General features: G+C 45.1%; 13 protein-coding genes and 2 pseudogenes. 9 read left to right on the top strand and 6 right to left on the bottom strand.

Going from position 1 to position 15,094, the window contains the following annotated elements; all coding sequences use genetic code 11:
* Window positions 1-162, bottom strand: a pseudogene (locus C234_RS18015) (IS982 family transposase); the annotation flags it as partial.
* A 149-nt stretch (window positions 163-311) separates the two neighbouring features.
* Window positions 312-608: pseudogene (locus C234_RS18260) on the bottom strand (IS982 family transposase); the annotation flags it as partial.
* Here C234_RS18260 and C234_RS17370 point away from each other — a divergent pair.
* On the top strand, window positions 526-789 hold the full coding sequence (locus tag C234_RS17370; protein WP_148295141.1) for a hypothetical protein: 264 nt from the start codon (window positions 526-528) through the stop codon (window positions 787-789). The pseudogene C234_RS18260 and the gene C234_RS17370 sit on opposite strands and share 83 nt — an antisense overlap.
* Before the next feature lie 491 nt (window positions 790-1,280).
* Here the strand turns inward: C234_RS17370 and C234_RS0106340 are convergent, their stop codons facing one another.
* Together C234_RS0106340 and C234_RS0106330 are read right to left on the bottom strand one after the other, a co-directional pair.
* Window positions 1,281-1,583, bottom strand: a complete 303-nt coding sequence (locus C234_RS0106340; protein ID WP_152532468.1) for a hypothetical protein — start codon at window positions 1,581-1,583, stop codon at window positions 1,281-1,283.
* 263 nt (window positions 1,584-1,846) lie between these two features.
* The gene (locus tag C234_RS0106330) at window positions 1,847-2,809 is read right to left on the bottom strand and encodes an endonuclease/exonuclease/phosphatase family protein (protein ID WP_027325077.1); all 963 of its coding nucleotides are present in this window, start codon (window positions 2,807-2,809) and stop codon (window positions 1,847-1,849) included.
* 474 nt (window positions 2,810-3,283) lie between these two features.
* Here C234_RS0106330 and C234_RS0106325 point away from each other — a divergent pair, with 474 nt between their 5' ends.
* The 8 genes from C234_RS0106325 (at window position 3,284) to hisS (ending at window position 12,103) form a co-directional block, all read left to right on the top strand.
* Window positions 3,284-3,748, top strand: a complete 465-nt coding sequence (locus C234_RS0106325; protein WP_027325076.1) for a helix-turn-helix domain-containing protein — start codon at window positions 3,284-3,286, stop codon at window positions 3,746-3,748.
* Window positions 3,749-3,842: 94 nt separating this feature from the next.
* Window positions 3,843-5,888 (top strand): dipeptidyl-peptidase 3 family protein, encoded by a 2,046-nt coding sequence (locus C234_RS0106320; protein ID WP_027325075.1) that lies wholly within the window; start codon window positions 3,843-3,845, stop codon window positions 5,886-5,888.
* A 15-nt stretch (window positions 5,889-5,903) separates the two neighbouring features.
* Window positions 5,904-6,566 (top strand): DNA alkylation repair protein, encoded by a 663-nt coding sequence (locus C234_RS0106315; protein WP_027325074.1) that lies wholly within the window; start codon window positions 5,904-5,906, stop codon window positions 6,564-6,566.
* Window positions 6,567-6,689: 123 nt separating this feature from the next.
* A complete protein-coding gene (locus C234_RS0106310) occupies window positions 6,690-7,178 on the top strand; it encodes a Fur family transcriptional regulator (RefSeq protein WP_027325073.1) in 489 nt (162 codons plus the stop codon).
* Window positions 7,175-8,443 carry an adenylosuccinate synthase gene (locus tag C234_RS0106305; RefSeq protein ID WP_027325072.1) on the top strand — a complete coding sequence of 423 codons (1,269 nt, stop codon included), beginning with the start codon at window positions 7,175-7,177 and terminating at the stop codon, window positions 8,441-8,443. The genes C234_RS0106310 and C234_RS0106305 overlap by 4 nt, the downstream gene beginning before the upstream one ends.
* 88 nt (window positions 8,444-8,531) lie before the next feature.
* Complete coding sequence (locus C234_RS0106300; protein ID WP_034537081.1) at window positions 8,532-9,833, top strand: alpha-L-fucosidase; 1,302 nt, start codon at window positions 8,532-8,534, stop codon at window positions 9,831-9,833.
* Between the two features lie 125 nt (window positions 9,834-9,958).
* Complete coding sequence (locus C234_RS0106295) at window positions 9,959-10,654, top strand: zinc metallopeptidase (protein ID WP_027325070.1); 696 nt, start codon at window positions 9,959-9,961, stop codon at window positions 10,652-10,654.
* A gap of 81 nt (window positions 10,655-10,735) precedes the next feature.
* The gene (gene hisS / locus C234_RS0106290) at window positions 10,736-12,103 is read left to right on the top strand and encodes a histidine--tRNA ligase (protein ID WP_027325069.1); all 1,368 of its coding nucleotides are present in this window, start codon (window positions 10,736-10,738) and stop codon (window positions 12,101-12,103) included.
* A 311-nt stretch (window positions 12,104-12,414) separates the two neighbouring features.
* Here hisS and hydF read toward each other — a convergent pair whose 3' ends face one another.
* Window positions 12,415-13,623, bottom strand: a complete 1,209-nt coding sequence (hydF, locus tag C234_RS0106285; protein WP_027325068.1) for a [FeFe] hydrogenase H-cluster maturation GTPase HydF — start codon at window positions 13,621-13,623, stop codon at window positions 12,415-12,417.
* Between the two features lie 28 nt (window positions 13,624-13,651).
* Window positions 13,652-15,073, bottom strand: a complete 1,422-nt coding sequence (gene hydG / locus C234_RS0106280; RefSeq protein ID WP_027325067.1) for a [FeFe] hydrogenase H-cluster radical SAM maturase HydG — start codon at window positions 15,071-15,073, stop codon at window positions 13,652-13,654.
* Window positions 15,074-15,094 lie beyond the last annotated feature (21 nt).

The raw sequence follows: 15,094 nt of genomic DNA, 5'->3' as shown, positions 1-15,094 counted from the left end.
AATCATTATCAGCATAACTTCTGCTTTGGACATAGTGGAGGAACGATGATACTTTCTCTTGTGAACCAGCCTTATAGTATATTTTGCCATCATGGCATCAAAAAACTTGCAGAAATCGTCTGCCATACAAAATATTTCAATAACTTTGTCTTCGGTGATCATAGCGATTTTTGTTTGTAATCCTTTGTTTTTTAGTACTATAAAGTTACAACAAATTTCGCTAATCACCAAATTTATAAGCACTTACAATTCGTCGAACTCACGTTAATTTTACTGACAATATGTATTCCGTCATTAAACAGCTTTCCGATGAACACTTTCATGGGGCACTGTCTCTTGTTGTGGATGACAGGAATGTAGGTACTGTCAATGAAATCGATGCCTGAGCATTCTCCGAAACAAGCCAATTTAAGGAACATGCTCATGACGGTGAAACATCTTGTCATAATCTCGACAAACGGTTGTATGAGAAGGTTTGTAGTAATGCTTAAAGTTTCGGAATGAATTGAGTGAAAACAGATCGGTATGGTGATGACCTCAGAATCTGACATCATGCGCTTTTGCTTGTATTTTGGCGCATCGGGAGTGTGTGGAAGTGCATTTTCAGCTATAAATAGCATTTTACTGCCAATGATTGAAAAAAGGCGGCGGGCTTTGAAAAAAAGGCGGCGGGCTTTGTCATCGAACACGGCGGGCTTTGGAAAAAAGGCGGCGGGCTTTGCCATCGAACACGGCGGACTTTGTGATGAAACTCTGCCGGATTGGAGTGAAACTTTGCTCGCCGCCTGAATCGTTCTTTTGCACCGTTTTGATTCGGGTAATGTTGTTGCACTACCAACTTCTTTCCGCCTCGAACGGGTTTTCTCCGAGTCGAATGAATCGGGGTGGCTTGAAGATTGCGGTGCCGGACGCTCTGTACTGCGTTTTCTCCGAGCCGAATGAATCGGGGCAGGACTTTTCACAAAACGTTTAAATGTATTCATAGAGTAATAATCGTTTACTATTTATTGAGGGTTTCCCGGGTGACATTCGGAGAAGCGTCCGGGGGATTTTTTGAGGATTTGAAAACGTCAAAACGCCAAAACGTCACTATGTCCCCTTTTTTTTGCAACTTTTCATGGAACACATACTTTATTTTGCTGATTATTAGTGTATTTAACCCCTTTAGCAGTCTTGTGAAAATGTGTTTGCTCAGTTGGGTGATTGCAGCGACTTCGTATGCTTCTTCGGTGGTGAAAACAGCCGTCAGATGGTTGGATAGAACTGTGTGTTTGTCAGGATTATTCAAAGGGTAGGCTTTCTCGCACATGCATCACCGTGAAGGCATAGCGCTTCGCCACAGCCTGTAAATCGTCGTTGCCCGTTTTTCGAATATTGAGCAGGCCGGCGAATATTTCTTGTGGTTGTACATGCCTCTTCTTCCACAATGCATTCGCTGAGCAGTTTGGGAATATTTTTAAACAAATCTTCCGGAAAGAAAGGGGGTGTTTTCCGAAGTTCTTCTCCTTCCCGATAACGTTCCGACTCGTTTTCATTGTTTGTAAAACAGTCATAATGGCGTTTTGGCATTTTGGCGTTTTCAAAAACATGCTTTTTGGGAGCGTTCTGTTCCTCTTCCTATTCTTTAATGTTTTGATAACCAGCCGAAAGAACCTTTTTAATCTCGTTTTCGGAGAAGTCCGTACCGCTGAATCGGGGCAAAAGTTCGCAGAAACCGGCTTTTTCGGGATACTGCCTCCGGCAAGTCTCGCAAGCCGGTTTGAAGAGGTTGGTATGACGCTTTTTATATGTTTTATTTGTTGAGAAAATATAGGACATTTGTTGCGATCGGAGGAGATTGCTTCTCTTACAGCTTGAATTCGGCCCATAAGGGATAGTGGTCGGATAATAAATAAGACAGGCTGCGTTTGGACAGGTTTCTGTTTTGAAGCGCCTTTCCTATAAAGTCGTAATTTCCGCCATTGATGAATTCCATGGATAGTTTGGGGCGTTTGCCCTCGCCGTTGAACCATGCGATCTGATCGTAGTATTTGCTTTCGTTGAAGATGGAACGAGTCACTTTGGGGTTCTGTAACTCCGGCGGCACATACAGCCCTTCTGAAAGAAATGTCTGGTCGAGAAGATCACCGCGTTGGTCTATATTGAAATCGCCCAACACGATCAAATTCTGGTGATAGGCATTTATGTCCGTCGCCCAGTCTGATAACCATTGGGCAATGCCTTTCAACTCTTTGATTCGATCGGATGATTTTTTGCCATAAAGGATATGGAGAGTTATTAAGATAAAAGTTTGATGATTAGACTTGAAACTGACTGCGTAAGGTGTGCGTACAAATTGCTCGTCGAGTGCTTTCTCTGAAACAACCTTGGTCCATTCGTTCGGAACCACCAGCTCGCCTGCCAATCCGGATAATTTTACCCGTCTTGTGTCGAATAAGTAGGCCATCCGTTCGCCGTTTCCGGAGTCTCCTTTGTTGACGTCGGTCAGAATCAAAGACCAATGTTCGCCCAATAGCTTGAGTGTGTCTCTTAATGCGCGAATGTTGGCTTTCACTTCTTGAACTGCTATCACGTCGAAGCGTCGTATGATTTCCGCAATACAACATACCGAATGCAGGTCTCTTTTAGGATTATCCTTTTCTTCACTTTCCCATTTTCGTGTCAAGTCTCCGAATGCCCGGATGTTCCAACTCGCTATGAGTAAGTTACGGTCCAGCTTCTTTTCCGGAATTTTCAGGTCTAAATCTTTACGCAAGAGTTCTAAATTGTCAGAAACTTCTTTGGGCGGTATGTCGAGTATTGCATGCATAATGAAATGTTTTGGTTTCGATTATTGTTCAGCAATTTTGTATTATAACATTTGAGCCTTGTCTTTTGTTTTTTTATGATATTTATTGAGTTCCGGAAACGTTGTTTCGTGTTGTCGGCGGCTTTGTTCTTATTACCAATTTTCTTATGGGATGTGATTATTTTATTATAATCTTTTCTGACCGGGGAACACTGTCGGATTCTGTTTCCCTACTTGTTTGTAATTCATCCGATTATCCGTCTTTTTTCACAAAAAGTGGATAGAAAGTCGTCTTTTACCGGAATTAAAAGTTAAAAAATCTTATTATTTTTATTTCTTCAATCTAATTCGATGGCTGCGATTGTTTAATAAGAAAAAAGTTCTACAAAATAATTGTTTGTTTTGAAAAAAAACGAGACATTTGTAAGACTTAGAATGATGGGCTAAACCAACAGAAAAACAATAATAAGTGAACAACCCCTAACAGTTAATTCAATGGATGATTTAGAAAACAAAAAAATGGAAGAAGCTCCTAAAAAACGCCCTTACAATTTGAGGGAAAAGAAGGAGAAAAAGGCTGCGTACAGATCTTTGATCAGACCGGAGTTGGCAGATGAATTGTATGATAAAATTCTGAATATCGTTGTTGTTCAGAAGAAGTATAAGGACCCTGACTTCTCGGCTAAAGATTTAGCTAAAGAGCTTAAAACAAATACTCGTTATCTTTCTGCGGTCGTGAATTCTCGGTTCGGAATGAATTATTCTTGTTTGTTAAATGAATATAGAGTGAAAGATGCTTTGCATTTATTGACAGATAAGCGTTATGCCGACAAAAATGTGGAAGAGATCAGTGCAATGGTAGGTTTTGCGAACCGCCAGTCTTTTTATGCGGCATTTTATAAGAATGTAGGCGAAACTCCCAACGGATATCGCAAAAGACATGCTGAAAAAAAGAAGTAGTCGCATTGCCTGTGACAGAATAAAAAGGAATTGCCTCTAAGCATAAACGGAGATAATTCCTTTTTCATTTTTTAATCTTAAAAACTGATCGGTCATGAAAAAATACATTATAGAGATGGCTGCCGCCGCTATGTTGTTCGTGTCTTGCGGAGGCGGTAAAAAAGAAATATCCGAAAACGGAAAAAATGAATATATAGTGGAACAATTTGCAGATTTACAAATATTAAGGTATAAAGTTCCCGGTTTTGAGGAACTGGCGCTGAAGCAGAAAGAATTGGTGTACTATTTAACGCAGGCCGCGCTTGAGGGGAGGGATATCCTATTCGACCAAAATGGAAAATATAACCTGAGGATACGGCGGATGCTTGAAGCCGTATACCGGAATTATGAGGGGGATAAAACAACCTCCGATTTCAAGAATATGGAAGTTTACCTGAAAAGAGTCTGGTTTTCAAATGGCATCCATCACCATTACGGTTCAGAGAAATTTGTGCCGGACTTTTCGCAGGAATTCTTACGAAAGGCTGTGCTGGATGTTGATTCGAAGCAGCTTCCATTGGCGGAAGGGCAAACAGCTTCGCAATTATGCGATGAGCTTTTCCCCGTGATTTTCGATGCTTCTGTCATGCCCAAGCGGGTGAATCAGGCCGATGGAGAAGACTTGGTGCTGACTTCCGCTTGCAATTATTACGATGGAGTGACTCAGGAGGAGGCGGAAATGTTTTATAACTCAATGAAAGATCCTAAAGATGAGACTCCTGTTTCTTACGGATTGAACAGCCGCCTGGTGAAAGAAGAGGGTAAGATAAAAGAGAAGACATGGAAAGTGGGCGGACTATATACAGAGGCCATTGAAAAGATCGTTCATTGGTTGAAAAAGGCGGAAAACGTGGCGGAGAATGATACGCAAAAAGCTGTAATCGGGAAATTGATTCGTTTTTATGAAACCGGCAGCTTGAAAGATTTCGACGAGTACGCTATCCTTTGGGTCAAAGATTTGGATTCCCGCATTGATTTTGTGAACGGCTTCACTGAAACCTATGGCGATCCGTTGGGAATGAAAGCCAGTTGGGAGTCTCTGGTCAACTTTAAAGACCTCGAAGCTACCCGCCGGACAGAGATTATCAGCAGTAACGCGCAATGGTTCGAAAGAAATTCTCCGGTAGACGATTCCTTCAAGAAAGAGGAGGTGAAGGGTGTTTCGGCTAAAGTAATTACCGCGGCTATACTTGCCGGCGATTTGTATCCTGCCACGGCCATCGGTATAAATCTTCCCAATGCCAACTGGATTAGGGCTCATCACGGGTCGAAATCGGTTACGATAGGAAATATTACGGATGCTTACAACAAAGCCGCTCATGGCAACGGGTTTAACGAAGAGTTCGTGTATAGCGATGAAGAGAAACAGCTGATCGATAAATACGGAGATTTGACCGGAGAACTTCATACCGATTTGCATGAATGCTTGGGGCACGGTTCCGGAAAGTTGCTTCCGGGAGTCGATCCGGATGCGCTGAAAGCTTATGGTTCTACCATCGAAGAGGCGCGTGCCGACTTGTTCGGACTATATTACGTCGCCGATCCGAAGCTGGTGGAACTGAAACTTGTTCCTGATGCGGATGCCTATAAAGCCGAATACTATACATTTCTTATGAACGGTTTGATGACTCAGCTGGTACGTATCCTGCCGGGAAACGAGGTGGAAGAGGCTCACATGCGTAACCGGCAATTGATTGCCCGTTGGGTGTTTGAAAAGGCTTCGACGGACAAAGCTGTGGAAATGATCGAAAAGAACGGGAAAACGTACGTGGTGGTAAACGATTATCAGAAAGTCCGTACTTTGTTCGGTGAACTTCTGGCGGAAATCCAGCGAATCAAGTCGACGGGTGATTTTAATGCGGCACGTTCGTTGGTGGAGAAGTACGCGGTGAAAGTAGACCCCGTATTGCATGCCGAGGTGTTGGAGCGTTACAAACGATTAAATCTGGCTCCTTACAAAGGGTTTGTAAATCCTAAATATGAATTGGTCACAGACAAGGATGGAAACGTTACCGATGTGACCGTCTCTTACGACGAGGGATATGCCGAACAAATGTTGCGTTATAGCCGCGACTATTCTCCGTTGCCCTCTGTAAATTAATGCTTATATTTAAATATGGATATAAAAGAACAATTGAAAGAAATCAAGACACAGCTCCGTTTATCTATGAACGGAGCTGTGTCTCAAAGCATGCGAGAGAAAGGATTGACGTATAAACTGAATTTTGGAGTGGAACTTCCGCGTATAAAAGCTATCGCCGCCGGATACGAGAAAAGTCATGATTTGGCGCAAGCCTTATGGAAAGAAGATATACGCGAATGCAAAATTCTGGCGGGAATGTTGCAACCCATTGATACTTTTTATCCGGAGATTGCCGATATTTGGGTGGAATCTATCCGGAATACAGAAATTGCGGAACTGACCTGTATGAATCTTTTCCAGCATTTGCCTTACGCTCCGGCCAAATCTTTCCATTGGATAGCCGATGAGAGGGAGTATGTGCAGGTTTGCGGTTTTTTGACTATTGCCCGACTTCTGGCAAAAAAAGGTGATATGACCGAACGGGCTTCCGGCGAACTTCTCGATCAGGCTGTCTGTGCCGTGCATTCGGAGAGTCGTGCCGTACGGAACGCTGCCATGCTGTCTGTCAGGAAGTATATGCAACACAGTGACGAACACGCTTTTCAGGTATGTCGTCTGGTGGAAAGAATGGCCGATTCTTCCATAGAAGCCGAACAGATGCTGTATAATATGGTGCGTCAAGAGGTAGGCGGTTGATGTCCGGCCGATATGCATGCGACAGGTGCAAGCATATCGGCTTTTCATTTTGATAAATATTCAAAAACCTTTTGCTTTCCGCAAAAAACGCTTAACTTTGTTGGCGCTAATTTTGTGCTGCTGATGGAAACTCGAAATGTGAAAGATACGGTCAGGCAGATATTCACTGAATATCTTACAGCGAACGGGCATCGCAAGACCCCCGAACGATATGCTATACTTGATACTATTTATTCCATCGACGGACATTTTGATATTGATATGCTCTATCTCAGAATGATGGAGCAAGAAAACTTCCGGGTAAGCCGCGCAACGCTTTACAATACCATTATTCTGCTTATCAATGCACGTCTGGTCATCAAACACCAGTTCGGAACTTCCTCCCAATACGAGAAATCATACAATCGCGAAACGCACCATCATCAGATATGTACTCAGTGTGGAAAGGTTACCGAATTTCAGGATACCGAGTTGAAACGCGCCATTGAGAATACGAAGCTAAACCGCTTCCAGCTTTCGCATTATACATTGTATGTGTACGGGTTGTGCAGCAAATGCGACAGGGCGAATAAAAGAAAGAGAGTAAATAATAACAATAAGAAAGAAAAATGAAAGTAGATGTTCTATTAGGATTACAGTGGGGCGATGAAGGGAAAGGAAAAGTAGTCGATGTGTTAACACCCGGATACGATGTAATCGCCCGTTTTCAAGGCGGACCGAATGCCGGCCATACGCTTGAGTTCGAAGGGCAGAAATACGTGCTTCGTTCTATTCCTTCCGGAATATTTCAAGGGGATAAGCTAAATATCATCGGAAACGGCGTGGTGCTCGATCCGGCATTGTTCAAAGCCGAAGCCGAGGCGCTCGAAGCGTCGGGACACTCTTTGAAAGAACGTTTGCACATCTCGAAGAAAGCGCATCTCATTCTTCCTACGCATCGCTTGCTCGATGCCGCTTATGAGGCTGCCAAAGGGGACGCTAAAGTGGGAACCACCGGAAAAGGAATCGGTCCTACTTATACCGATAAAGTCAGTAGAAACGGTATCCGTGTAGGAGATATACTGCATGGATTCGAACGGAAATACGCAGTTGCGAAAGCGCGTCACGAGCAAATTCTGAAAAGCCTGAACTATGAATACGACCTTACCGAGCAGGAAAAGGCCTGGATGGAAGGTGTAGAATATTTGAAACAATTCTCTTTGGTGGACAGTGAGCATGAAATCAACAATTTCCTGAGGGAAGAAAAGAGTGTACTTTGCGAGGGTGCCCAAGGCACGATGCTCGATATCGATTTCGGTTCTTACCCGTTTGTGACCTCTTCCAATACAGTTTGTGCCGGTGCATGCACGGGGCTTGGAGTGGCTCCGAACCGTATCGGTGAGGTTTACGGTATTTTCAAAGCGTATTGTACGCGTGTGGGAGCCGGACCGTTCCCGACGGAGCTGTTTGACGAAACCGGCGACAAGATGTGTACGCTCGGACATGAGTTCGGTTCGGTGACAGGACGTAAGCGCCGTTGCGGATGGATCGATTTGGTTGCCCTGAAGTATTCCGTAATGGTTAACGGTGTGACCAAACTCATTATGATGAAGAGCGATGTGCTCGATACTTTCCAGACGATCAAGGCTTGTGTAGCCTACCGATTGAATGGTGAGGAGATCGATTATTTCCCTTATGATATCGAAGAAAATTTGGAGCCTGTATATGCCGAACTTCCCGGCTGGATGACGGATATGACTAAAATGAAGAGCGAAGATGAGTTCCCCGAAGAATTCAATGCGTACCTGACATTCCTGGAAGAACAGCTTGGTGTAGAAATCAAGATTGTGTCTGTAGGGCCGGACAGAGAGCAGACTATTGAGCGTTATACGGAATAATTGTTATTTAAAATACTAAAATCTAAAAACAGACCTCATTTCGCTCTCCTTTTATAAAAGAGCAGGTGAGGTCTTCTTTGCTACTATTATGAAACACGTTATTACTTTTCTTTTGTTATTCGGAATGGGCTTGAGTACTTCGGCTCAGAATTCTTATCGTCCTTCTGCGGAAAATATCAAAGCCCGTGAAGAGTTTCAGGATAATAAGTTCGGCATTTTTCTTCATTGGGGGCTGTATGCCATGCTCGCCACAGGTGAATGGACAATGACAAACAAAGACTTGAATTATCAGGAATATGCCAAACTGGCAGGCGGCTTTTATCCTTCTAAGTTTAATGCGGAGCGGTGGGTAGAAGCTATCAAGGCTTCCGGAGCAAAGTATATCTGCTTTACTACACGCCATCACGAAGGATTTTCCATGTTCGATACCCGCTATTCGGACTACAATGTGGTGAAAGCCACTCCTTTCAAACGGGATATTGTGAAAGAACTGGCGGATGCTTGCGCCAAACACGGTATCAAACTCCATCTCTATTACTCTCATCTCGACTGGGCACGGGAAGATTATCCGTGGGGGCGTACCGGACGTGGTACGGGACGCTCGAATCCGAAAGGAGACTGGCCGACTTATTATCAGTTCATGAATAATCAGCTGACGGAACTGCTGACCAACTACGGGCCCATAGGCGCTGTTTGGTTCGACGGATGGTGGGATCAGGATCAGAATCCCGGATTCGATTGGGAACTTCCCCGACAGTATGAATTGATTCATAGGCTTCAACCGGCTTGTTTGATAGGGAACAACCATCATCAGACACCTTTCGACGGAGAGGACATTCAGATATTCGAGCGCGACCTGCCCGGTGAAAACAAAGCGGGCCTTTCGGGACAGAGCATCAGCCGGCTGCCGTTGGAAACTTGCGAAACCATGAACGGGATGTGGGGATATAAGATGACCGACCAGAATTATAAATCTGTCAAGACACTGATTCATTACTTGGTGAAAGCTGCCGGAAAAAATGCCAATCTGTTGATGAATGTCGGTCCCCAACCCGATGGCGAACTGCCGGCCGTAGCGGTGCAGCGATTGAAAGAGGTAGGAGAGTGGATGAAGCAATACGGTGAGACGATTTACGGAACGAGAGGCGGTATGGTAGCTCCGCACGATTGGGGAGTGACAACGCAAAAGGGCAATAAACTTTATGTGCACATCCTTTCTCTACAAGATAAAGCGTTGTTTTTGCCTTTGACAGAGCGAAAGGTGAAAAAGGCGATTTTGTTTAAAGACGGTTCGCCCGTGCGTTTCTCAAAGAGCAAAAACGGAGTTTTGCTTGAGTTCTCGGAAATACCTCAAGATATCGACTGTGTGGTTGAGTTGGTAATAGAATGATTTTTAAGCTAATTCTTCCTAAAATGCCGAAGAGACTTTTCGGCATTCGTTCTTTCCTCTTATTTTTGGCAAGTGATTTGTACATAATGGGTAGAATGTAGTTTAATAAATTAATAATAGAAATTATGGGAAATGGAGTTATAGGAATCCAATGGATTATATTTATCGGTGTGGCTTTAGTGAGTTGGCTGGTTCAGATGAATCTCCAACGTAAATTCAAGAAATATTCGAAGATAGCTACGGGCAATGGGATGACCGGACGAGATGTGGCTTTGAAAATGCTTCACGATAATGGTATATACGATGTGCAGGTGACGCATGTACGCGGTCAGTTGACCGACCATTACAATCCGGTGAACAAAACGGTGAATTTGAGTGAGGGGGTGTACGAGAGCAATAGCGTCATGGCTGCCGCCGTGGCTGCGCACGAGTGCGGACACGCTGTTCAGCACGCGCGCATGTATGCGCCGTTGAAGATGCGCAGCGCTTTGGTGCCGGTGGTGAACTTCGCTTCGTCCATCATGGCTTGGGTATTGTTGGCAGGTATTATGCTGGTGAATACATTTCCGCAACTGCTATTGGCAGGTATCGTTTTGTTTGCAACGACCACGTTGTTCAGTTTCATTACACTGCCGGTAGAAATAAATGCAAGTAAGCGCGCGTTGGTGTGGCTGAACTCTTCCGGCATTACCAATTCGTTCAATCATTCGCAGGCTGAAGATGCGCTCCGCTCCGCCGCTTATACGTATGTGGTTGCCGCTTTGGGATCATTGGCTACCTTGGTTTACTATATTTTAATTTTCATGGGAAGAAGAGACTGAGAAATATGTAAGACTCAGTTTAGGCATATTCGATAATTTGCCGTAACTTTGCGCATTAAAATGCGATTTAATAGAAAAGACATGGCAGCAAAACCAAGTATTCCAAAAGGCACGCGTGATTTCTCGCCGGTAGAAATGGCGAAGCGTAATTATATATTCGATACGATTCGTGATGTATATCATCTGTATGGTTTTCAGCAGATAGAAACTCCGTCGATGGAGATGCTTTCTACCCTGATGGGAAAATACGGAGATGAAGGCGATAAGCTTCTTTTTAAGATTCAGAACTCCGGAGATTATTTTTCGGGGATTACCGATGAAGAACTTTTGAGCCGCAATGCCGCTAAGCTGGCAAGCAAATTTTGCGAAAAAGGTTTGCGTTATGACTTGACCGTTCCCTTTGCCCGCTATGTGGTGATGCACAGGGAAGATATCGCGTTTCCTTTCAAACGCTATCAGATTCAGCCCGTTTGGCGTGCCGATCGTCCGCAAAAGGGACGTTACCGGGAGTTTTATCAGTGCGATGCCGATGTGGTGGGCAGCGATTCGTTGGTGAACGAGGTGGAATTGATGCAGATCATCGATACTGTGTTCAGCCGTTTCGGCATCCGTGTGTGCATTAAGATCAACAACCGGAAAATTTTGTCGGGAATCGCCGAAATTATCGGTGAAGCCGATAAGATAGTCGATATTACGGTAGCCATCGACAAGCTCGATAAAATCGGTCTCGACAATGTGAACGCCGAATTGAAGGAAAAAGGCATCGGCGAAGAAGCGATAGCCAAGCTGCAACCGATTATTTTGCTGAGCGGCACGAATGCGGAGAAATTGGCTACTTTGAAAGAAGTTTTGTCCGCCAGCGAAATTGGTCTGAAAGGTGTAGAGGAGAGCGAGTTTATTCTTCGTACGCTTCAAACCATGAACCTGAAGAATGAGATAGAGCTGGACCTGACGTTGGCGCGCGGACTGAATTATTATACGGGCGCTATCTTTGAAGTGAAAGCGTTGGACGTACAAATAGGCAGCATTACCGGCGGCGGGCGTTACGACAACCTGACCGGAGTGTTCGGCATGGCAGGCGTGTCCGGAGTAGGTATTTCGTTTGGAGCCGACCGTATCTTCGACGTGTTGAATCAACTCGACCTTTATCCGAAAGAAGCGGTGAACGGCACCGAAATCATGTTTGTCAACTTCGGTGAAAAAGAGGCGGCCTTCTCTATGAATATGCTTGCTAAAGTACGTGCGGCAGGCATTCGTGCGGAAATATTCCCCGACAGCGCCAAAATGAAAAAGCAAATGGGTTATGCCAACGCAAAGCAGATTCCTTTTGTGGCTATAGTCGGAGAAAATGAGATGAACGAAGGAAAGGCGATGCTTAAGAATATGGAGTCCGGAGAGCAACAGCTTGTTTCGGTGGAAGAACTGATTGCAAAGCTTCAGGAAAATTGATACCGTTTGCTGAACACCTTGTCAGCTGTAAACCGCACATGTTGGCATCGACACTGAATCATAGAAAAACTGCTGCAAGGAATTTCATTGGTTATTGATACCAAACAAAATCTTTTGTGGTCAAAAGGTTAGTCTGAAAAGTTGATTCTTCCCATGGTGGCTTTTGGCTGAATATACGACTTTGCCTATTCTCCAATCCGTTCTTTATTTTTATTCCGGTTTCTTTATTCCGGTGTTTAAAGAGGTTTCGGGAATGCTTTTGTCTTTGATGTATATCGTTCGAATGGCTTCCGGAAGGGTTTATGGATTCTTCAGTATTCTATCCGGTCGAGGATTCCGCTGAGAAGTGCGATGGCTACTCCGTAATTCGTCATCGGCACCTTTTGTTCTTTGGCACGGTCGATTCGGCTCATTACGTATTTCCGGTTGAACATGCAGGCGCCACAGTGAATGATCAGGTCGTAAGAAGAGAGATCTTGAGGGAAGTCTCTACCCGAAACGATGTCGATGGCGAGTTTTTCACCGACTTTTTTTCGTAACATACGCGGAAGTTTTACTCTTCCTATGTCTTCGGTTGCGGGCGCATGCGTGCAAGCCTCGGCTATGAGCACGTGCGACGCTTCGGTCAGAGAATCGATTGCTGCCGCACTTTCTACGAAGTATTCGATGTCTCCTTTATAGCCCGCGAAAAGTACGGAAAAAGAAGTGAGCCGGCTGGCGGCAGGTTTCTGCTCATAGACTGTTTTGAAAACCTGTGAATCTGTGATAATCAGTTTGGGAGGAGAGGAGAGAACTGATAATGTCTCCGACAATTTGTCCGTAGTACAGCTCATCACGATACATTTCCTGTCCAGAAGTTCGCGTATAGTCTGTACTTGCGGTAAAATCAGCCGCCCTTTCGGCGCTTGTATATCCTGAGGCATCACCAGCAGCACCAAGTCTCCATCATCGACCAATCGTCCGGTAATGCTCTGTCGGTCGAAGTCTTCGGACAGTTTTTCGAGTATACTCTGACGAATGGCCTCGATTCCTATTCTTTCTTTGGCGCTGACTAAAATGGGAGAGCTGCCGCACAAGGCTTCTATACGTTCGGCAAGATTTTTTGTATCTTTGCGTATATCCGTTTTGTTGATCAGAAGAATGATGGGAATATTCCTGCTTTTCAATTCCCGAAACCAAAGAAGCTCTTCGTTGAGATCGGGGTTCGCATTCGAAGCGTCTCCACCGCAAAGAAGCAACGCTATATCGGTCTTCTCTACAGCCTGCCGTGTCCGTTCGATGCGCAGATCGCCCAGTTCGCCCTCATCGTCAAATCCCGGAGTGTCGACGAATAGGCAAGGCCCTATTCCCGGCACTTCCATTGCTTTGCTCACCGGGTCTGTGGTAGTGCCGGGCAGGTCCGAAACAAGAGCAGTTTCCTGTCCGGTCAGTGCGTTGATAAGAGATGACTTACCGCTGTTTCTTTTGCCGAAAAGCGTGATATGTAGCCGATTGGCATGGGGAGTATGCGTTAAGTTCATAAACCGTTGTCTGATTGAGTTGTACGAATTAAAATCTGAAATCTCTTTTGCCTGCGGCTATCTCTTTCAGGTTCCGGATAGCTATCTCTCTGATTTTGGGGTTCGGAATCCGGTCTGTTTCTTTGCGAATCAGTGCCAGACCTTTTTTGCGGGTGTCTTCCGAAGCGTAATCTTCCAGATACTCTTTCAGCGTCATCAGCGCGTTCGGTCCGCAGCAGTTGGCTATCTGCCCCGATTTGACCAGCGACATGAAGCGGTCGCCCGTTCGTCCTTCCCGGTAGCATGCCGTGCAAAAGCTGGGGATATACCCCAAGTCGAGCAGCCAGCTTACTATTTCATCGAGCGTTCGGGTATCGCTTACATCAAATTGTGCAGAGTTTTCTTCCGGAAGTTCTTTTTCGGCGTACCCGCCGACACTTGTACGCGAGCCTCCGCTGATTTGCGATACGCCTAATTCCAGCACTTTGTCACGCGACGCTTGCGATTCTCTGGTAGAAATAATCATTCCTGTATAGGGGACAGAGATGCGAATCACCGCCACAATTTTACTGAATATTTCATCGGAAACAGCGTTGGGAAAATCTCCGGCATTAATGTCGTCTGCCGAACAGATACGGGGCAAGCTGATGGTATGCGGGCCGACGCCGAATCTCGCCTCCAAATGTTCTGCATGCATGAGCAATCCGATAAAGTCGTACCGGTATGTGTTCAGTCCGAACAACACTCCGATTCCCACGTCGTCGATTCCGGCCTCCATCGCCCGGTCCATCGCTTCGGTGTGGTATGCGTAATTGCTCTTAGGTCCTGTAGGATGCAGAGCCTCGTAATTCTGTTTGTGGTAAGTCTCTTGGAATAAGATGTAAGTGCCTATGCCTGCCTCTTTGAGCTTTCGGTAGTTTTCCACTGTAGTGGCGGCGATATTCACGTTCACCCGCCGGATGGCCCCGTTCTTGTGTTTGATGCTGTATATCGTACGGATAGATTCCAGTATATACTCGATGGGATTTTGAAGCGGATGTTCACCGGCTTCGAGCGCCAGACGTTTGTGTCCCATGTCTTGCAGCGCGATGACTTCGCGGCGTATTTCTTCCTGTGTCAGTTTCTTGCGGGCAATTGTTTTGTTTTTGGCATGATAAGGACAATATACGCAACCGTTTACACAATAGTTTGATAGGTAAAGCGGTGCGAACATGACAATCCGGTTGCCATAGAACTTCTGTTTGATTTCCTTGGCAAGATGGAAAATGCGTTCTATTAAGTCCGGTTGTTCGCATTCCAATAACACAGCCGCTTCCCGGTGCGAGAGTCCTTTGCAGAGGGCAGCCTTTTCGATAAGCTGCTCTATCAGCGCACGATTGTTTTTGTTTGCTTCCGCATATCTCAGCGTATCCAGAATCTCTTCATGCTTTATGAATTCTTCGGCTTTTAATGAATCTGCTTGGTAAGCCATATCTGTTGTCAGTTCAATGAT

It is taken from the genome of Bacteroides pyogenes DSM 20611 = JCM 6294, assembly GCF_000428105.1.
In the GTDB taxonomy this organism is placed as follows: domain Bacteria; phylum Bacteroidota; class Bacteroidia; order Bacteroidales; family Bacteroidaceae; genus Bacteroides; species Bacteroides pyogenes.
This window is presented reverse-complemented; position numbering and strand designations above follow the sequence as displayed.

What these genes read in the sequence shown, in the direction of transcription:
- C234_RS0106330 (WP_027325077.1), bottom strand. Translation starts at nt 2,809, where the DNA reads ATGCATGCAATACTCGACATACCGCCCAAAGAAGTTTCTGACAATTTA.
- C234_RS0106300 (WP_034537081.1), top strand. Translation starts at nt 8,532, where the DNA reads ATGAAACACGTTATTACTTTTCTTTTGTTATTCGGAATGGGCTTGAGT.
- hydG (WP_027325067.1), bottom strand. Translation starts at nt 15,073, where the DNA reads ATGGCTTACCAAGCAGATTCATTAAAAGCCGAAGAATTCATAAAGCAT.
- C234_RS0106310 (WP_027325073.1), top strand. Translation starts at nt 6,690, where the DNA reads ATGGAAACTCGAAATGTGAAAGATACGGTCAGGCAGATATTCACTGAA.
- C234_RS0106325 (WP_027325076.1), top strand. Translation starts at nt 3,284, where the DNA reads ATGGATGATTTAGAAAACAAAAAAATGGAAGAAGCTCCTAAAAAACGC.
- hisS (WP_027325069.1), top strand. Translation starts at nt 10,736, where the DNA reads ATGGCAGCAAAACCAAGTATTCCAAAAGGCACGCGTGATTTCTCGCCG.
- C234_RS0106320 (WP_027325075.1), top strand. Translation starts at nt 3,843, where the DNA reads ATGAAAAAATACATTATAGAGATGGCTGCCGCCGCTATGTTGTTCGTG.
- C234_RS17370 (WP_148295141.1), top strand. Translation starts at nt 526, where the DNA reads ATGGTGATGACCTCAGAATCTGACATCATGCGCTTTTGCTTGTATTTT.
- C234_RS0106305 (WP_027325072.1), top strand. Translation starts at nt 7,175, where the DNA reads ATGAAAGTAGATGTTCTATTAGGATTACAGTGGGGCGATGAAGGGAAA.
- C234_RS0106295 (WP_027325070.1), top strand. Translation starts at nt 9,959, where the DNA reads ATGGGAAATGGAGTTATAGGAATCCAATGGATTATATTTATCGGTGTG.
- C234_RS0106315 (WP_027325074.1), top strand. Translation starts at nt 5,904, where the DNA reads ATGGATATAAAAGAACAATTGAAAGAAATCAAGACACAGCTCCGTTTA.
- hydF (WP_027325068.1), bottom strand. Translation starts at nt 13,623, where the DNA reads ATGAACTTAACGCATACTCCCCATGCCAATCGGCTACATATCACGCTT.